Consider the following 18,882-nt stretch of genomic DNA (forward strand, 5'->3'; position numbering starts at 1 on the left):
GAACTAGTAATGACTGAGGCGCTTTTGCGCCTCAGTTTTCAATATATCCCTTAAGAAGCTTCAAAGTATTTTCGAGCGCTCTGTAATGAGTCCTTTCGTATCCGTGAGAGGCTTCAACTCCGGGACCGACTAGTCCAAACCTGACATCGTATCCAGCTCTCAGAGATGCTTCCACATCAGATCCATAAAAGGGATAGATGTCTACTGAGTATTCGGCTTTCACTTTCTTTGCAGTTTCGATCAATCCCTTAACGATTGAGTGATCGTAAGGTCCACCCGAATCCTTAGCACATATCGAGACCACAAATTCATCGGTCTTCAGAGTATCGCCTATCGCTCCCATATCAACAGAGATTATCTCTTCGCAATCATCTGGCATCGCAGCCGATGCACCATGTCCTACTTCTTCATAGTTCGAGAAAAACAAGTAGATTTTTCTTCCGCAGATCGCTTCGCCAGAAGAGACTTTCTTTGCTAACTCTAGAAGGATTGCTGCGCTTGCTTTGTCATCAAGATGTCTTGACTTCACAAAACCACTATCGGTAACCATCACTCTAGGATCAAATGAAACGAAATCCCCTGCTTCAATACCAAGGTTTTTAAGATCTTCTTCGCTTCTTACCAATTCGTCTACCCGGATTTCCATATTTGATATCTTGCGTTCAAGAGTCCTTGCATTTTCAAAGACATGAACGGAAGGTGATATGGACTGGATTGTTCCCGTGAAGGATTTTCCGGTTTTCGTGTGAATTACGCAGTTCTCGTTTTCAATGCTATTCATTGTGAATCCGCCAACGTTGGTTATCTCTAACCGGCCATTCGGCTTCAGGGATTTAACCATAGCCCCAAGCGTGTCAACGTGTGCAGCCAACACCAGAGGTCTTCCTTTGCCGCCGAGCTCTGCCACCAGAGCTCCCTTTCTTGTTCTTCGCGGACTGAACCCCATTTCCTGCAGTTCAGACTCAAGATAGCCAATAACGGTGTTGGTGAATCCGGATGGACTTGGTATGTTGGCTAGATCGACTAGTTTCTTCACAATGTACATCTCGCTGTATTTCAAGTAACTCCCTCCACTTCTATCTGAGCAAACCTTTGACAATCATATCAGTGGCTTCTTCCTCGCTCAACCCTTTTGACATCAAGGTTTCCATCTGCTTGACATTTACTCTGCCAATAGAGGCTTCGTGTGTCAGTTCGGCCTTCTCGTTTTTTACATACAACTCAGGCATAGTACCTACTTCTACAGAATCGCCCTTAATGATTTCGTTGCACTCAATATGGCCTCTCGAATATGGTGCGTTTCCATAGGCTTTGTTGATGATTTTCGCCTTACTTCTGTCTGTAGCAAAAACAGTAGTTTTTGCAATTCCGGATGAGCCTTCGCCATTCAGATGGAGCTCTTCATCAATTTCGAGATAATCGTCTTCACGCTCATATACTTTTGATTCGATATGCGCTGTAGAATTCTTCTCAAGATTGACGTTCATCTTTACAAAGAGCTTTCCTACTCTAGTCTTGGTAAGATAGAACATATTCTGGAATCTGCCACCTTTTCTAACGACTGTATTGTAGGTTGCCCTAACCGTTACTCCGCCGTCCTTGCTGTGCATGTGAGTGTCTTCGTAGAACATCTCAGCGTTTTCTCCAACATCGGTGTCGGCAACCATCGAGTGCGTGAAATTCACTCCGCTCGGGAATACGCAGTGTGATATGAATTTCGCCCGGGCTCGACTTCCAAGACGGTTGTGAATAAGCACTTCCTGTGTTCCTTCAGGTTTCAGATAACCTGTGCATAGGTGAATAGGGTTTTCGATAACAACGTCATCTTCAATATCGAGCCAGATTTCCACTCCGTTATCCAATTCTTTTGCTCTAACATGGACACCTTCGACCGTATTCCTTCCGATCACTTTGTTCCCGCTCACTATAATAGAGACGATGTCTTTGCGCAGAAAATCAGAGACGTTACCGCCTGATTTTTCGTACTCTTTTGCGATAGCAGTGAATTCCCTCTCATAACTTGATTCAATCATTTGCAAGACCGCCTTCTGTAATCGGTTCATTTATGTGCTGACAAGTGTCACAGAGTTTCCTGTAGAAGCTGACAATCTCTTCTGGCTCGCCGGAGGCAATCATTCTTCCCCCACAGAGAAGATATGCTTCATCTGCCATTCGCGCAATCTCTTCACGATGAGTGATGATTATTACTACCGAACCCTTATCTCGCAGTCTTTCAAGAACTCGTTCAATCATCTCCATGGACATAATGTCAATGCCTGAGTCTGGTTCGTCAAGGATCGTTACTCTAGGATTTACCAGCATTATCGAGGCGAGTTCCACTCTCTTTCTTTCCCCTCCACTGAGTGACTCATCGACAAGTCTATCTAGATATTCCTTGTTGAGTCCCACAATTGACAGGGTCTCATCGAGTTCTTCTCTCGAGAGTCTTAGTTTTCCGCCGAGCGTCAGATACTCTTTCACAGTAAGTCCTTTGAACCTGGCCGGTTCCTGCCAACTCAGAGAAATTCCCTTCTTTGCCCTGTCAGATACTGATAGAGTGTCGATTTCTTCGCCATCTAGAAGTATCTTTCCTTTGTAGTCGTTGTGAGATTCTAGCCCCATCAGCACATATGATAGAGTTGATTTTCCTACACCGTTGTTTCCAAGAATCGCGTAAACACGTCCTTTTTCAAAGGAAGCAGTGAGACTGTTCAGAATGTTTCGTTCATCTCGGATTAACTTGACCTCTTTAACTTCCAGCATTTATATACCTCCATCTTCTTCAACACTATCATAAGTCCGATCAATAACGTCAGCAATACCCGAAGTATTACCTGTGTAACACCCAGGTGACGTTTAACGGGTTACCAAAGTGAATAAAGCTGAAGGAACTTCTCGATTTCGTTTAGGGCTGATTCGGCCTTCTCAAGTGCTATTCCTGAGAACTGTTCTTCTTCCATCTCTCTCATAATTAGGGATGAAGTTTCCTCGCTCCAGAAATATACTTCTTCGTAAAGATTGTCGAACCATTCTCTTGAAACGTAATCCTTTAGAGGAGTTAGCTGGCCAATGCTGCCTAATGGGACGACTCGATTCGTTGCTTTCATCGTATTCCAGGCAAAGACCTCTCTCTCTGCTATCTCTTGAACCTTATCCAGTCCATCGAGACCGTAGAGAAGAAGTACGTTTCTTGAATACTCGCCGTAGACGTTGTTGCTTCCCTTCAACCATCCACCAGGGTTGTATTCGATGGCGGTTTCGTAGAGTGTCTCGAGATGCCCTCTCTTAGATTTCGGAAGCTTCCTGATCGAATCTACTAGAGAGGTTAGAGAGCCGCTGTCTGCAACAAAACCTTCGAGTTTCTCCAGTTCTTCTGAGACTCTCTCGGCGGCAGCCATCGCGCGGAAAAGCAAGCTTGCCACATTTCTCACTACCTGAAGATCGGGAGATATCTTTGTGGACCTCAGAAGAGCATCTATCGCATCCAGAGTCACTTGATAGTCGATAAGCAGATTGATATCCAAGACCTCTAGCAGAGCAGAAACATCGGTAGCCGTAAGGTCTGCTCGCAACAAACCGGGTAACTCTCTAAGGTATGAGTGATCGATTTCCAACTCGCTGAGCATACCTCCCGGCGATGTGTCTTCGTTAAGCCAGGTCGAGAAGACATCTTCTCTGGCGAATATCTCTGTGAAGGCATCGGCTAATGCATTGCCCGACATATTGAGCTTTAGACGGAAATCTTCCTTTCTCTGAGCAGTCAAATACATGTATCCTATGTAAGCCTCTGACAAATATTGGCCTCTGGAAATCTCTCTAGATGTCGACAGATTACGCATCGCGGAGTAGAAACTGTTTGACGAGTCCTGCCTCGCCCTTAGAAGCGCTGAAGAAGCAGATCGTAGCTTAGAATCCAGCGCGGATAACGTTGACGCAAAGGCATTTTCTCGTTCTTCAGAAGCCATATGTTGAAGCAACTCTGAGGGTGCCTCAGGATAAGTCTTCTGCAATTCAATCAATCTATCGGGAATATAGTCATCATGTTGAAGATAGGAGTACCTTCCCTCATAGTCCTCAAGATTCTCGATTTCCCTCTTGATACTTCCGATCGAGTTTACTAACTCTGGAATCTGCGGGTTTATGCTTTCAATTCTTCTGTAGTCAATGTAGCCTTTTGTGAAAAGGCCTTCCGCGAAAAACGTTCTACTCATCAGAACTGATGTACTCAGCGCGAATACAACCAGCAGTAGCGGAAGTACCTTTGACATAGGAACAGTGACTCCCTTCGCTTCGGAAAACTCAGGGCTCATGATGAATCCAAAAAGGAAGACAGCTAGTAATGCGTTTGGCATTAGATGACCAGGAAAGGAAAGTACTGAATGAACGAATATTATCAGTAACCCGGCTTCGAGAAAGAGATACTTTGTGACCTTCTCGACAGAGGAGGATCTCTTCACCACCCCGACAGTGTAGAAAAGCATTGCAACTATGAAGGTCATAATTAGGACGATTCCGATTATTCCTGTTTCACTCATCTGCTGAAGATACTCGTTGTGGGTTCGGATGCTGTTCAGACCTGCAACATACATGTACTCTGGCTCTTCAGTCAGTACCTTTCCCATATTCTCCGTAGAAAGATACTTGTATGATCCGAAGCCTGTACCCAGAAAGGCTGAACTCTCCCACTGTTTGATAGCTGCTTTCCACTGAAGAATTCTGACGTCGACGGAAACGTAGTCGTCAGTGGTATACGTTAACCTCTCAGAGAAGCTGAAACGGCCGCTTGTCAAAGGGTTGTCTCCAGAGTAGACGATCATAATTACTATCGTGGAGATAATAAGAAGAATGACAAATAGCCTGCTAAATATAGAAATGAAGGATCTGAGTTTGAACCTCAGAATTGAGAAAATCAAGAAGACTACTAGAAAGACCATCGATATTATTACTGAATAATAGACTGCTCTTGTTTGGCCTATCACTATTACAATCAAGAAAAGTGAGTAGAGTGAAAGGTAGAAGTAGTGACGAATCTTCTCGTGCTTCCAGATCTTCTTCTTGGAAACGGTTAGAAAAGCAGCTGGAAATAGCAGCATTGCCATTAGGTCGGTCGTGAAGTTCACGTTTCCTATAACGGATGAGAGATTTCCTCTTGTGAACGGATTGTTCTCAGTCCCCCAAAGCAAGCCATATCCTGTGTAGAATGAAAATACGGCATCAAAGGCTATGATGAGCCCCGCAAACAGGAAAAGTTGGAGAATAGTCAGTAGAGTTTCCTGTTTCTCTGCCGAGATGAGCAATGAAAAGAGGAGAAAGAGAAGCAGATTCATTGCAAAACCGAGTGAAGTAAGAAAGACGTTTGGCAGCGTGTTCAGAAGTTGGAAGGTAGTCAGACACGCATGGAATCCAAACAACAATGAAAGCAGCTGCGGAAGCGTTACTCTGACACTGCAGGGATTTCTCACAGCTTTCAATGAGAAAGAGACTATGAAGATCGCTATTGAGACCGATGCAAAATAGAACTTAGGTATGCCCATGTCCCAGGTGAAGCCCTTGATTGCGAAGAGCGAAGATCCGAAAACTAGAACAGCAAGAAACAAGAATCTTCCTTTTCGCATTGTGTCCCCTCCCCACAGTCTTCTCTCAGAGCCCCAATTACTGTAAGTGACGAAGACTCATGAGAGAAATTGCTACTCCACTATCGTAACGATTACCTCACGGCTCCTAGGACCGTCAAATTCGCAGAAATAAACGCACTGCCATGTTCCCAGCGCGAGTGAATTGTCTCTGAAAGGTATTGTAACTGAAGAACCAACCAAGGAAGCCTTAATATGTGCATCAGAATTCCCTTCGCGGTGTCTGAATCTATCACTTTTTGGAATGCTTTTTCCCATCCATTCTAAGATGTCCTGAACAACATCTGGATCGGAATTCTCGTTGATTGTTACTCCTGCCGTGGTATGCGGAACAAAGACATTAACAATACCGTGTGAGACCCCAGACTCTCTAACTGACTCAACTATGAAATCGGTAATATCTATCAGCTGATTTCTAAGGCTTGTTTTTACAGCATATCTCATAAGAATCAATGGAAGACCACGTTTGTAATAATTACCACGTATCCGTTGTGCTCTTCAAGCTGAACTTTGACGTTTTCTTCCTTAACCTTATACTTATCGGCAACGTAAGTCTTTATCTGGTGTACCATATCCTTACCGCTATTCTGGAGGATATCTTGAGGGATCACTTCTCTCACCGGTACTGAATACCTCCTGCCACCAGTTATGGAATCAAGTCTATCCTTTGCTTCTTTTCTGCTTCCTTCGGTTTTCTTCTTCTTCCTGAAAAGTCCAAAGAACATACACTTCAACTCCCTCTTAGTCTCTTCTGAAGATGCGCTTAAGGAATTCAAGGAATCCTTTCGATCCTTGCTCAAGGATATCCCGTTCAACGGGGATCGGTTCTCCCTTCATCCTCAAAGCAATGTTCTCGAAGACCTTTCCGATTCCTTCTCCATTTCCGTTCAGGATAACCGGTACACCCTTGTTTGTTGCTATGATCACCTCGTCACTATCTGGAATAATCCCGATCAGGTCGATTGCGAGGTTACTTTGAATATCCTCTCTTGTAAGCATATCACCACGTTTGACCATCTGAACTTTGAAACGGTTTATCACGAGTCTGATATTCGCTTCCTGCATCCCGGAGTTCTCCAGAAGTCCGATGACCCGATCAGCGTCAGTAATGGCTGGAAGTTCGGGAGTAGTAACAATCAAAGCTTTTTCAGCTGCAGCTATGGCGTTCCTGAATCCTCTCTCTATTCCTGCAGGTGAGTCCACAATGACATAGTCAAACTTCGGATACAGCTCACTAATCATTTTCTTCATATCTTCGGGGGAAAGCATTTCTTTCGTTGCAATTTGTGAGGCCGCGAGTAGATAAAGTCCCTTGATTTGCTTATGCCTCACTAGCGCTTCAGAAGCAGTTACCTTACCATTTGCAACATCTAGAATTGTATGCACAACTCTATTCTCAAGACCCAATGTGATGTCCAGATTCTTGAGACCTATGTCTGCGTCAATAAGGCAAACCTTCGCCCCTGAATTGGCAAGAGCACAACCAATATTGGCCGTGATTGTTGTCTTGCCGACTCCCCCTTTTCCGGAAGTCACAACGTATACTTTGGCCATTTCTATCTACCTCCAGCCGTTAGACTTTTCTGAATTATAGCATTACATTAATACTTCAGCAGTAACTAGCCCGATTTTCAGTAATTTATCAATTCAAAGATGCGAAATAGACAGAACTTAAGATACTTGGTCTCGAATATCGAAGTAACCTCTGGATGATCCAGTGATTGTCCACCCCTGAAAGCTACTAGACCCAATTTCTTACAATCGTGAAAAGCATCATTGATCGTTCTCATCCAATCTTCTTCCGAAACGATCTGTGTGCAAGAAGAAGAAGCAATCAATGCCCCGTCGTTTAAACTCTTGATTACTCTCAGGTTCAGTTCTTTGTAGCCCCTGAGAGCGTTCTTCTTGGAAGATGGAGATTTCGCCATTGCCGGAGGGTCTATTACTGCAAGACCAAAGCCTGAAAGACTGTTCTCTCTCAAGTAATCAAAAGCATTTGTCTTGATGAACTCACACTTATCAGAGAACCTGTTTATCTCTGCTACTTCCTTTGCGACGGAGAGCGCACGCTCAGAGGAATCGACCAGTATCGCACTTCGTGCTCCTTTGTTTATGCAATGAAAGGAGAAATTACCTGTGTAAGAAAAAACGTCGAGTACTCTTCGACCGGCGGCGTACTCTGATAAGCGCTTTGCGTTTTCTCTCTGATCGAGAAAAAAACCGGTCTTCTGGCCTTTTGTGTCTGCAAGAAAACTAATCCCGTTTAAGCTGAATGGCAGAAGCTCCGGCCCGTTGCCGTACAACCATCCTTCTTTAGCTTCCAGGCCCTCCTTTGCAATGGAGATTCCTTCGCTCTTTTCGAAAATCCCCTTTGGTTTCAAAACGAGGATCAAGGCTTCGATGATTTCCTTCTTCATTAGCTGGATGCCAAGAGTATTGAATTGAACAACGAGCCAATCGGAGAATCTATCAACTATCAATCCTGGTAGACCATCCGCCTCGCCGAATACGATTCTCAAGGCGTCACTATCTTCCAGAAGTAGAGACTTCAGTTGTATTGCTCTTCGGATTTTTCCTGAAAAGAAGTCTGTATCGAGTTTGCAGTTCCTTCTTGTAATGAATCTTACTCTTATCGTGGAACCGGAATTGTAGTAACCCTTTCCCAAGAATTGCCCAGAATACGTAAACACGTCCACTATGCAACCATCAACGAGCGGGTCGTGTTTTTCGATTTCGTTGTCGTAGACCCACGGATGGCCAAAAGCTACCCTCCTCTTGATTTCTTTCTTGAGGAACACTCTGGGGCTCAATCGCTTATTATCCTCTTGTAAAGATTAACGAAGAATTGCTTGTCGAAGTCACCCGGCGTCTTTTTCAGATGAGATGCTTTAGAGGTCTGATCGGACCATTTCTCTATCTCTTCTTCGGAGAGCTGTAATGAGACTCTTCCTACACCAAACTCCTGTAAGAAGGCGTTAAGCTCATCCAGATCAGTGAAAGGTTCTATTGCACCGCTTATTCTATTCGGGTCGGTTCTGGCTATTCTTTCGAATATCCCAATCAACATGAGTGCATTTGCCATTCCATGCTTTATGCCTTTGAAGGATGAGAGAGGATAACCTGCGGCATGAACTGCGGTCGTTCCCGTGTGGGCAATAACAATCCCGGCAAGTGTCGCGGCGAACTGTATCCGCTCTCGGGAAGAGACATCATTTTCATTCTTCAAGACTTCACGGAGTGATTGCTTTATAATCTTCGTTGCTTCCTTCGAAAGCATCTTCACCAGGGGGTTCTGTCCCTTGTTGACTGCTTCGCCTTCTATAGAATGAGATAAGGCATCGAGTGCAGTTGAAATTGTCACATCCACGGGCATTGTTACGGTGTATCTCGCATCCAAGAAAGAGATTCTAGGAAATGTTGAAGGCATGCCAAAGCCCTTTTTCGAACCTTCCGGATCGGTTAAAATCGAGTACTGTGTAACTTCACTTCCGGTCCCAGACGTGGTGGGGACTGTGACAATTGGAAATGCGGGAAGATCCTTTCCTTTGAATAGATCTCTGCAGCTGCAGTTGCCATTCTTCCCAACTACTGAGATAGCCTTGGCAGCATCTAGCGGACTGCCACCACCGATAGCTAACACGAAATCGCACGCGCTATTTGAGAGCATTTTTCCGCCCTTCTCAATTGTTGAGAAGGAGGGATTCTCTTCCACTTCATCAAATAATGTGCTTGGAATATCCAACGCGTCAAGCACTTCCTGCACATCGTCAAGTGCCCCGCTCTTTATTGCTGAAGACCTTCCAGTGACTATGAAAGCATTAGTTCCGATCTCTCTGAACAGCTCATTATTATGACTTATTGTTTTAGTCCCCGAGAAGACTCTAGTTGGCAGGAAATATTTCCACATTCAATCACCTTCTATAGATCAACTTAATCAATACTTCTTTTGATTCGGTTGCCGTTTTCTCAAGTTGAGACCAGTATTCGTCTTTGAGATTAACAGGCTCTTTCAGAGAACTGTTGATGGCTAGACTCAAGCTCTCGCAGCTTCCTTCAAATGAGAGTTCGCAATCCTTGTTAAGAGATCTCACAAATCTATCGAGTTTCGTGTTCTTCTTCCACACAAATGGAACTCCTAATGAGATAGCGAGAATTGCTCCGTGAAGACGCTCAGTAATTATCAGTTCTGCATTGTTGAAGATTCTTATCATGCCTTCGAGGTCTTCGGGAGGCTTTCTAACTTTGAATCCATTTGATCTGGCCTTAGATTCGAGCTCACTTCTCTTTTCTTCGTCATGATGATTGTGAAAACCCACAGCGCACACTTCAGTCAGATTGTTCAGCCTCAGCGAATTGAGGACGTCATCAACACTTGTTCCATTCTTCAATACAATTACCGCAAGACCACTTTCGGTTGTTCGTTTTTCCGGAATTATTCCCATTTTCTGCAAATAGTAGGGGCCGTAGTCAGTACCTGAGATAACTCTCTTCGAGATAGAAGCGAAATATTTGTAGCTGACTAAGTCTCTCATTACACCAAAGGTAAGAGGATTATTCAGCAGCTTATTTAGAGCCTTTCTGTTGATCTGTCTGTTCAACGGTCCAAAACCTTGAGAGAGAAGAAGCAGAGGTTTCCCCCTGTTAAGGGTATGCCTGGCAATCTCATAATAGTAAAGGAAGCTCCTCCAACTAGTCTGGTCCTGTAGGAGATTTCCCCCTCCGAAGATGGTGACAATTGAGTGCCTAATTGAGTTTGTGATCTCACCAATACTAAAGCGACTAACCAATCTGATATCGAGTTTCGAAGGGAATCTATGAGTTATTTGCTCTATTTGAGAAGATGCGGGCAAGTATATTGGCCCTTCAAACCCTATCTCATCAATTAGGGATAGTGATGAAAGCAATAGTAGATCGTCGCCAAGGTTATTATATCCATAGTAACCCACCAGCGTCAGCCCGCCAAAAGAAAACTGTCTCACCTCAAAACCTCCAGGAACATTCAACGATAATATTCTATCACATGTGAATCATCGAACACGCTGTTCACAAAGCGTTGCAAGGGATGTACAATCTATTTATGCTAGGTGGACTTCTGAAAAGGAAAACCTCTTTCCCGTTTCTATACTATCTCCTTGCAACGATGCTTGGGGAGCTGTTGGTATTTGCACTTGCCTGGACGGCAGGTGCATGGATACCACTTATCTTTGTATCGACAGCCGTCATTCTTCTTTCTTCCAGATGGGTCAGCCCTTTCATATGGCTCATATTCTTTGTGGTCGGTTGCCTCGGTCAGTCTCTAACGTTGAAGACACTTGATCCTGGAAAAGTAGAATATGTGGGATACATATCCAGAGGCGGAACTGGAAACGTTGAGGCAAGCATGGGAAGAGTGCTTGTTGAGGGAAAGTGGATGAATCTTCCCGTCGCTGTAAACATAAGGCTTTCCGACAGAAAAGCCGCAGCTTTTGCGGGCCAGATAATCTGGACAGCGGGAACTCTTATAAGGCAAGAATCATTTCCTCTTTTCAAGATCGAATCAAATATTGAGGCCTGTGTCGAGAGGCTAGAGGTCTTCTCTTATCCTGGAAAGTATGTTACTGAGTTACTTTCGAGGTACAAACTAAATGACACGATTGCTGCAGCCGTCTTCACCGGCGATAGAAGCCACATTGATTTTGAGACCAGGGAGAGGATTTCTGATCTTGGAGTTGCGCATTTGTTTGCGGTTTCTGGTTTGCACATCGGTCTTATGTATTTGCTGGTCCATTCCGCTCTCTCTTTTCTCATGTTAGGTAGGAAAACGAAGCTGATACTTTCTATTGTCTTGCTCTTCTTCTATACCTTATCTACTGGTCCAGCGATATCTGCTACCAGAACATTTTTAATGTTACTGTGTTATTCACTACTGAAGATCATTGATTATCGACAGCACCCGCTTAATATTCTGGGATTTTCCGGAATTATTATCGTTATGGCACAACCATCTATTGTTACGTCAATTTCATTCCAGCTGAGTTTCTTTGCAACAGCTGCGCTTCTAATCTTCTTGCCTGCAATCGAGAATAAGAATCTGCTAAGTCAGACATTGCTTGTTGGAGCGATCGCTCAGACGGCTATCATCCCGCTTTCTCTCAGTACATTTGGCACGTTGTCTCTAGCAGGAGTACCGTTAACCGTAGTAATGGTTCCAGTCTTCGTTGTGCCTTCGTATCTTGGAATGATTTTCATCTTGATAGCAGATCTTGTTGGGCTGCAAATAGTAGGCAGTTTTATTGCTGGTAGCCTCAGAGCAATGTCCTCATTACTTGGTGAAGTCACTAGTGTAATTGGGGGAGTCATCCCGACGATACGCTTTGAACCTCTTACTGCCTATCTATTATCGTTGCTGTCACTTTTCTTATTCTTCACTTTGCTCTGGCATTCTGGACACAAACCGTAGAATTTAAGCTGATGATCGTCTATACTATATCCTGTTCTTGACTTCACAAGCTCTTCAAGTTCTTCGAGATTGTCAAGGTGAAACTCGACAACGGAACCGCAGTTGCTGCAAATTATGTGATGATGATGATGCTCTCCCCTTTTCACCGGTTCGTACCTTACAATTCCATCTTCGAAAATAATCTTCCTTAGAAGGCCTATCTCTACGAGCAACTCAATGGTTCTATAAACGGTTGCTTTGCTTATCCCGAATTTCTTGCTCTGAATCTTGTGGTAGACTTCGTCGGCGCTTAAGTGATCTGTCTCAGCTTCAAAGAAGAATCTTAGCACGTACTCTCTTTGAGCTGTCATTCTCTGGTTTCTTCTCTTAAGTTCGGCCCTTAGTTGGTCTTTCTTCATAATCAGTCACCGTCCGTTCCAGACTGAGTTACATTATGGGCTTTATGTCGATCTTCCAGCCTGTCAGTTTTGCGGCAAGTCTCGCGTTCTGTCCGCCTTTTCCAATTGCTAGAGATAATTGTGTTGGAGAAACGTAAACCACCGCCTCGTGGGTTTCTGCATTCACAATTTTCACTTCTAAAGCGGAGGCTGGTGCAATCGAATTGCCGACTAGTTCGGCCGGAACATTGCTCCATCTTAGGATATCGACCTTTTCGGGTTTTATCTCGCGAAGAACCTCGGCAATTCTTGCACCGCTTTCCCCTATGCAGGCTCCTACGGGATCAACCTTGGTATTATCGCTGAAGACAGCTACCTTAGACCGGACCCCTTCCTCTCGAGCTATTGCTTTGACTGTCACATCTCCGCTTTCGATCTCTGGAACCTGAAGTCTGAGCAGCTCGATGACGAATTCAGGTGTACGTCTCGTCACAAGCAAACGAGGACCTCTTGCAGATCTCGCAACATCCACAACAAAGACCTTCATCAGAGAGTTCAGCCTCGGCTGTTCTCCAGGAATTAGTTCCTTTGTGGGAATTCTAGTCTCTAACTTTCCTATTCGAAGGTCAACCCATTCGGAAGTGACTCTCAATATCTCAGAAGTGGTTGCTGTGCCTTTCATATCTACATACTTATCGAACAGGTTTTCTTTTTCCTTTTCACGGATCTTTTGAATTAGCACCTGCCGAGCTGTCTGTGCAGCGATTCTCTTGAACTTCTTGATATTCAACTTTCTCTCAATTACGGTGCCTATCTCAGCGGCAGAATTTACCTTGAGAGCTTCTTCCAGAGTTACTTCCAAAGAAGGATTCTCTACTGTATCAACAACAACAAGCCTTTCGAAAACCTCAATGTCACCTGTAAGTCTGTCTATTCTCACATCGACATCGCTTTCCGAAGCGAAATTCTTCTTGTAGGCGCTTTGCAGCGCTTTCTCAAGTATATCAATGACCTCTTCTTTTTCGATACTCTTTTCGTCCTGCAGTTGGTCAAGGGCTTCCAAGAGATTGAGATTCATATGAACTCCTCACCATCCAAATCATAGTTTTAGGTTAGCACGCTTAACATTTGAAAAGTGGAATGCTATCTCTTTACCGTTCTCAGAGCTCTCGACAGTAACAACTTCACCTTGGCACGAGACAATCTTTCCAATCACAACTGAAATCCCTTCAACGGGTTCCTTGAGTATAATCTTTGCCTTCTCTCCAGTGAATCTGACATAATCATCAAGATCTCTTAATGCACGTTCAAGCCCCGGGGATTCGACTACCAGATCATAAGAGAAGGGAACGAGGTCCGCTGAATCAAGTGCTCTATCAAACTCGGCCGAAAATGATTCACAGTCGCTTATTGAGATATATCTGTCCAGCTTATCGATCGTGACTTTCACCAGTCTCTTCTTTCCTCTTCTTGAGAGACCTAGGTCATAGATCGAATACCCCAGGTTGTTTGCGACTTCATTTGCCAGTGCGAGCAACTCTTTCTTCAGGTCCTCCACAAACAACACCACCATAATAAAAAATAGAGGGCAAAACAAGCCCTCTCCCTTTGGGAGCATTTCAACTAAAGCAATTATAACTCTTTTGTCAGCAGCAGTCAATACGACGATCTAATCTGCTAGTGATATGTCCTCTCTCCTTACCACAATTCCGCCAAGAAGAACTATTATAACTGCCAGTGAGAGATTCAGAACGGAAGGAGCAATCACCTTGGAGAGACTGAAATCTAGCATCGAGATGCCTTGAAGCGCTACGAGAAGAGATGTTACGGGAAGGTTTTTACTGAAGATCTCAAGCCATTCGGGGAACATTGAATGAGGTATCAGGATTCCACTGAGAATTAGCACGGTCGTAACAATAGAAACAGATGTAAGCTGCGCACTCCTAGCAGAATTGAAAATCGTGCCGATCAGAATCCCTATGGATGTGAAAAGGAGAATAAATACCTCAATTACCGCTATATAGAGAAAGAGATTAGAGGCTATCTGGAGCCCAAAAAGGCTTCCAGCAGTTATGAATATCAGAACCTGTATTGTGGAAAAAACCGTGAAACTCAAAACCTTGGCTCCTGTATACTCTAATGCTCCAACGTTCGAAAGCCGTAGAAGGTCAATCACTCCACTTCTGCGATCCTCGAAGATTCCCGTTGCGGCTCCGACTGTTGAAACAAACATTATCGTCGTAACCAGGACTATTGGAAAGAGAAGGGAAGAGAAACTGAGTCTTGACTCAGTTATCCCTTCGACGGAGAGAGAGGGTGCCACATAATTCGGGTCGATATCCACTGTTTTCATGAATTCTGGATCTGCAACAACGGGGAGAGCTTTGAATTCTCTCAATACGTTGCTCATCACTTGATAGATTGCAACCGCAGTCTGCATCGAACCGGGATTGGGAATGAAGATTAGCTCCGACGGTTCCTGAAAAAGGAGATTGTTTGCAAATCCCCTTGGAATAACAAAGACACCATCTAGATCATCGATTACGGAGTCGATTTCACTCCTGCTTGAAAGCTGGACGATATTTTCGCCTTTAAGCATTGATGTAGCGTACTGTACGAAAAAAAGCCCTACAAATGTCTTGTCTTCATTTACAATACCTATCCTCAAGTTTGAGTAACCTCCAGTATCGGAAGTTATGGAAGAGATTGATGCAAGAACTACCGGCAGCAATACCAGCATCAGAAGAAAAGCTCTTGACTTGAAAATGAGAAGAAGATCATTTTGGACAAGCTTCAGAAACCTCAAGCAACGCTCCTCTCTTTCTAGGTCTCGGCACCAAATCACGTTTGACAACAATTATTATACTATATACCAATTAGAATCATTAGCTCAAGACCTTCTTTTTCCAATTACTACACTCATAGTTTAAAAGCCACAACGAGGATGGCAGTCACACCTACACAACTATCTAGTGGTAGAATCACACCAAGAACAGTTCGGGCTGTTCAGTCGTCTAAAATCAAAGTACGATCTTGGAGGTGAATAAATGAAGAAGTTGACGGTGCTTGTTTTACTTGTTGTCGGAGCAATATCACTAGCTAGTGTTGATTCCATGGCTGAGAGACTGCCAGTGTCGTCGCAGAGCGTCCTGGTAGTAGAGCACTTAAATGATAATTACAAAGTTTCGAAGCAAACAGTTTTATTTGATATGGTGCTCAATCAGCTGGCCATAGAACAGCTGATTGCTCAGTACGTTGAGATGCTGGCATATAATAATGGTCTTGATCCGAAGGATATTTTTAGGGCTTTCGATGGAGATTTCGGGTTGGCCGCATGGGTGGATTCAGAGGGCTTAGATCGAGTGATAGCAATCCTTGGCCCGATATCAAACCCCAGAACTGTGAAGACGGCAATTGAGAAATTGCTTCCACAGTTGCTGCCTTCTGATATCAAACTGAGTGTTGCTGTGGATCAAGAGTACCTTTACATTGGCGACATCGAGGCATATTCGATGGTTGGAAAGGGATACAACCTCTCTCTGGTTAAGTCTGATCTCTCGCCGGGTTTCGGCTATTTCTACGTGGATATGGGAGGCACTATTCAGAAGGGCTCTGTTTGGAATGAGGAGGGGATATTGATTGCAGAGGCATTGTCTATTCCTCTTTTTGAAGAAAGCAGAGAGAGGTTTCATGTTGCTCTAGAAGGAGCCTCTGTTGACGATCTTGAAGTTACTCGTCACCTCCCACTTGTTTCTGGATTTGCAAGGATTAACGATCTTTCCTTTCTATCGGAACTTGAATTTGACGGTCTCGGCTTTGTTCCTCTAGAGTTGGAAGCTCTCAGAATAGGTAATGTGAGCTTCGTAGATTTCTCAAAAGATATGACAGGCGAGATTATGATCGATGCAAATATCTCGGTTGACGATATCTTCTCAAGCCTTATGGGAACGCAGGGGGCTGCTTCCGATGACTCTGAATCAGTTGGATATTCTTATGTAGTTAGGACAGGGTACAAAGGATCAATAGATGATGCTAGATCTATGATTGAAAAGACTGATCCCGATCTGCAAGTATTGGTTTCAGGCGACGTTCTCATTGTTGAGGGCCAGTACATTTGGATTCAGGATAGCTGGTTGTACGTTTCTTCGAAGAATCAAATCAGAACCAACGAAGAGCTTCAAAATGGAGTGGTAGTCTCGGAACTGAAAACATACAACAAACTCCTCGGGTTCGTAGGTTCTGATGGGTTTGCGCGTCTCTTTATTGATTCAGGCTACATATTGACCGGGCTTATGGGATTGGAGATTGAGAGCGGAGTGCTTATAAATATCGAGTTCATCGAAGATATGGGTTTAATCAGAAGCCTTGTGGTAATCAAGTAAAAAAAGAGCCCCTGCACTTAGCGGAGTGGCGGGGGCAAGAACATCTCGTTGACATAATTATACCTTTTTGAAGATAGATAGTCAAGTGTATACTTATAGGAGATTTGATTTGCGCCTGGATAAATTTCTTAAGGTTAATGGAATAATAAAGCGAAGAGTAATTGCAAAAGAAGCGATTGATAAGGGTTATGTTGAAAGGAACAATGTTCCGGCGAAACCATCTTCCGAACTAAAACCCGGAGATGTCGTTTCAATAAGCTTTTCGAATAGGACTCTTGTAGTAAGAGTCACAGAAGAATTTCTTTCAGAAGTGATTAGGGAAACTAGAGAATAAGCTCGCCGGACTTGATATCAAGGATCTCCCCGTCTTCTCGTTCGATCTGTAACGATGATGGGTTGATCCTCTTTATTATACCTGTCACTTTCTCCTCTTTGTGTAGGGATACAGTTATTTCGTCTCCCTCGGAAAAAGCAAGGTGTTTCTTCCAAAGTCTCGTCAAGTATTTGTTCTTCCCTCTGATGATATATCGCTTCCTCAGAAGTTCAATCCTTTTGTTGAGCTTGCCAAGAAGCAATTCGAGGGATATGTAGGTTCCTTTCACCGAGTTAAGAGATGTGGCAATCTTCTTCAGTTCAGCGGGGATCTCGTTGTTTACGTTTATGCCTATGCCAACCACGATACCATTGAGCGAGTTCCCGGTGAAGACAGCTTCAGTTAATACGCCAGCAACTTTCTTGTTGCTAATGAGGATATCGTTGGGCCATTTTATTCTGACAGACTTAAAGTCCAGCTGCAATAGAGTCTCGACTATAGCAACAGAGACGGTCTTTGTGTATTCATTTGGCTCTTTGATTAGCGTTGGCTTGAATACAACGGAGAACCACAATCCACCTTTACCTGAATACCAGGCTCTTCCATGTCTACCATAACCCTCTGTTTGAGAAAGTGACCATATGACCGAGCCAGAAGGCAGCCTGTCTAGGTTATCAATAGCGAATCGATTTGTCGAATCGATTTCAGAGAAAGAAACTACATTCTCTCCTACCATCATGTCAACACTTCATCTTTTCCGCATCATCAAGCCTGTAACCGCCGCTCTTCAAACCTCTTCAACACCCTCAAATGCGTTTTCCTCATCGGGGAACATTCCCGACTTCACTTCTTCGTCAAACCTTGAAAGAGCAGCAATGATATCTGTTTTCAGGTTAGCGTATCTCTTTATGTACTTAGGTTTCGACTCGTCGTTTATGCCGAGAAGATCATGCAATCTAAGAAACTGTCCATTGCAGTAACGCCCTGAACCCAAGCCGAATGTTGGTACTGACGTGTCCTCAGTCAGCCTCTTGGCAACGTCTTCAACAACCATTTCCAGAAGAATCGCAAAGACGCCTGCTTCTTCGAGATCATTCACAGATTCAATAAGCCTCTTGATGCTTCTTTCATCTCTTCCCTGTATGTGGTACTCCCCATCCAAGCTGGCGTGTTCAGGAGTTATTCCAATATGTCCCATAACAGGTAATCCTCTATCAACTAGATACTTGATAAGGTCTGCAGTTTCGTAACCTCCCTCAATCTTTACAGCGTTGGCGCCGTGCCTTAGAAAGGCAATAACATTTTCAACTGCCTTCTCTCTTGAACATTGATAGGATCCAAAAGGCATATCGGCAACAATAAACCCCTGCTTTGAGCCCCTGCGGGCAGATTTAAGAGACCAGATCATTTCGTCCATTGTTACCGATAATGTATCTCTTTTGCCCATAACCATAGTTCCGAGGGAGTCTCCTACAAGGATTAAATCAACACCGGCCTGTTCTGCGAATTTGGCTTCAAAGTAACTGTATGCGGAAACCATGGAAAGCTTTCTTTGATCCTTTGATTCAATGATTTCTCTTACATTCATAATCAACCTCACGTCCTTCAAAAATCGAATTTGCCTGTCTCAGGTTCTAATATTCAATATCTCGCTATTTCTGAAAAATTGACCCTAACAATGAGATTATACATTTTTGCCTACCTCCAGAGCAATCTGACGATATGCATCACAAATAAT

The 18,882-nt window shown here is 43.9% G+C and carries 19 protein-coding genes; 3 read left to right on the forward strand and 16 right to left on the reverse strand.

The annotated features are described in order from the left end of the window. Positions 1–31: 31 nt before the first annotated feature. The 10 genes from RJ60_RS01375 to RJ60_RS01420 form a co-directional block, all read right to left on the reverse strand. On the reverse strand, positions 32–1,060 hold the full coding sequence (locus RJ60_RS01375) for a M42 family metallopeptidase (RefSeq protein ID WP_219725862.1): 1,029 nt from the start codon (positions 1,058–1,060) through the stop codon (positions 32–34). Between the two features lie 16 nt (positions 1,061–1,076). Then, positions 1,077–2,033, reverse strand: coding sequence for a SufD family Fe-S cluster assembly protein (locus RJ60_RS01380; protein WP_103133893.1), 957 nt, complete (start codon positions 2,031–2,033; stop codon positions 1,077–1,079). Further along, positions 2,026–2,763 carry an ATP-binding cassette domain-containing protein gene (locus RJ60_RS01385; RefSeq protein ID WP_103133894.1) on the reverse strand — a complete coding sequence of 246 codons (738 nt, stop codon included), beginning with the start codon at positions 2,761–2,763 and terminating at the stop codon, positions 2,026–2,028. Before RJ60_RS01385 ends, RJ60_RS01380 begins: the two co-directional genes overlap by 8 nt. Before the next feature lie 101 nt (positions 2,764–2,864). Further along, positions 2,865–5,615 (reverse strand): O-antigen ligase, encoded by a 2,751-nt coding sequence (locus tag RJ60_RS01390; RefSeq protein ID WP_103133895.1) that lies wholly within the window; start codon positions 5,613–5,615, stop codon positions 2,865–2,867. Between the two features lie 72 nt (positions 5,616–5,687). Next, positions 5,688–6,077, reverse strand: coding sequence for a secondary thiamine-phosphate synthase enzyme YjbQ (locus RJ60_RS01395; RefSeq protein WP_103133915.1), 390 nt, complete (start codon positions 6,075–6,077; stop codon positions 5,688–5,690). 5 nt (positions 6,078–6,082) lie between these two features. Then, positions 6,083–6,358, reverse strand: a complete 276-nt coding sequence (locus RJ60_RS01400; RefSeq protein WP_006491911.1) for a cell division topological specificity factor MinE — start codon at positions 6,356–6,358, stop codon at positions 6,083–6,085. Between the two features lie 16 nt (positions 6,359–6,374). Next, a complete protein-coding gene (gene minD / locus RJ60_RS01405; RefSeq protein WP_099830633.1) occupies positions 6,375–7,187 on the reverse strand; it encodes a septum site-determining protein MinD in 813 nt (270 codons plus the stop codon). Between the two features lie 77 nt (positions 7,188–7,264). Beyond that, positions 7,265–8,443: a class I SAM-dependent rRNA methyltransferase gene (locus RJ60_RS01410; RefSeq protein WP_103133896.1), complete on the reverse strand. Its 1,179-nt coding sequence runs from the start codon at positions 8,441–8,443 to the stop codon at positions 7,265–7,267. Further along, positions 8,440–9,540 (reverse strand): iron-containing alcohol dehydrogenase family protein, encoded by a 1,101-nt coding sequence (locus RJ60_RS01415; RefSeq protein ID WP_103133897.1) that lies wholly within the window; start codon positions 9,538–9,540, stop codon positions 8,440–8,442. The genes RJ60_RS01410 and RJ60_RS01415 overlap by 4 nt, the downstream gene beginning before the upstream one ends. 4 nt (positions 9,541–9,544) lie before the next feature. Then, a complete protein-coding gene (locus RJ60_RS01420) occupies positions 9,545–10,612 on the reverse strand; it encodes a polysaccharide pyruvyl transferase family protein (protein WP_103133898.1) in 1,068 nt (355 codons plus the stop codon). Positions 10,613–10,710: 98 nt separating this feature from the next. Here RJ60_RS01420 and RJ60_RS01425 point away from each other — a divergent pair, with 98 nt between their 5' ends. Next, complete coding sequence (locus RJ60_RS01425; RefSeq protein WP_103133899.1) at positions 10,711–12,072, forward strand: ComEC/Rec2 family competence protein; 1,362 nt, start codon at positions 10,711–10,713, stop codon at positions 12,070–12,072. Here the strand turns inward: RJ60_RS01425 and RJ60_RS01430 are convergent. The 4 genes from RJ60_RS01430 to RJ60_RS01445 form a co-directional block, all read right to left on the reverse strand. Continuing rightward, positions 12,003–12,470, reverse strand: a complete 468-nt coding sequence (locus RJ60_RS01430) for a Fur family transcriptional regulator (protein WP_103133900.1) — start codon at positions 12,468–12,470, stop codon at positions 12,003–12,005. The genes RJ60_RS01425 and RJ60_RS01430 overlap by 70 nt on opposite strands. A 28-nt stretch (positions 12,471–12,498) precedes the next feature. Then, positions 12,499–13,527 carry a transcription termination factor NusA gene (gene nusA / locus RJ60_RS01435; RefSeq protein WP_103133901.1) on the reverse strand — a complete coding sequence of 343 codons (1,029 nt, stop codon included), beginning with the start codon at positions 13,525–13,527 and terminating at the stop codon, positions 12,499–12,501. A gap of 21 nt (positions 13,528–13,548) precedes the next feature. Next, positions 13,549–14,007, reverse strand: coding sequence for a ribosome maturation factor RimP (gene rimP, locus RJ60_RS01440; protein WP_258006153.1), 459 nt, complete (start codon positions 14,005–14,007; stop codon positions 13,549–13,551). A 111-nt stretch (positions 14,008–14,118) separates the two neighbouring features. Continuing rightward, positions 14,119–15,255, reverse strand: coding sequence for an ABC transporter permease (locus RJ60_RS01445; RefSeq protein WP_103133902.1), 1,137 nt, complete (start codon positions 15,253–15,255; stop codon positions 14,119–14,121). A gap of 241 nt (positions 15,256–15,496) precedes the next feature. Here RJ60_RS01445 and RJ60_RS01450 point away from each other — a divergent pair, with 241 nt between their 5' ends. Both RJ60_RS01450 and RJ60_RS01455 read left to right on the forward strand, forming a co-directional pair. Continuing rightward, positions 15,497–16,831, forward strand: a complete 1,335-nt coding sequence (locus tag RJ60_RS01450) for a hypothetical protein (protein WP_103133903.1) — start codon at positions 15,497–15,499, stop codon at positions 16,829–16,831. A 109-nt stretch (positions 16,832–16,940) separates the two neighbouring features. Next, positions 16,941–17,165 carry a S4 domain-containing protein gene (locus tag RJ60_RS01455; RefSeq protein ID WP_103133904.1) on the forward strand — a complete coding sequence of 75 codons (225 nt, stop codon included), beginning with the start codon at positions 16,941–16,943 and terminating at the stop codon, positions 17,163–17,165. Here RJ60_RS01455 and RJ60_RS01460 read toward each other — a convergent pair. Both RJ60_RS01460 and panB read right to left on the reverse strand, forming a co-directional pair. Next, entirely contained in the window at positions 17,155–17,883 is a 729-nt protein-coding gene (locus RJ60_RS01460; RefSeq protein ID WP_103133905.1) for a biotin--[acetyl-CoA-carboxylase] ligase, read from the reverse strand. The genes RJ60_RS01455 and RJ60_RS01460 overlap by 11 nt on opposite strands. A 48-nt stretch (positions 17,884–17,931) precedes the next feature. After that, positions 17,932–18,732 carry a 3-methyl-2-oxobutanoate hydroxymethyltransferase gene (gene panB, locus RJ60_RS01465; protein ID WP_099830644.1) on the reverse strand — a complete coding sequence of 267 codons (801 nt, stop codon included), beginning with the start codon at positions 18,730–18,732 and terminating at the stop codon, positions 17,932–17,934. Positions 18,733–18,882 lie beyond the last annotated feature (150 nt).

It is taken from the genome of Mesotoga sp. B105.6.4 (genome assembly GCF_002896535.1).
In the GTDB taxonomy this organism is placed as follows: domain Bacteria; phylum Thermotogota; class Thermotogae; order Petrotogales; family Kosmotogaceae; genus Mesotoga.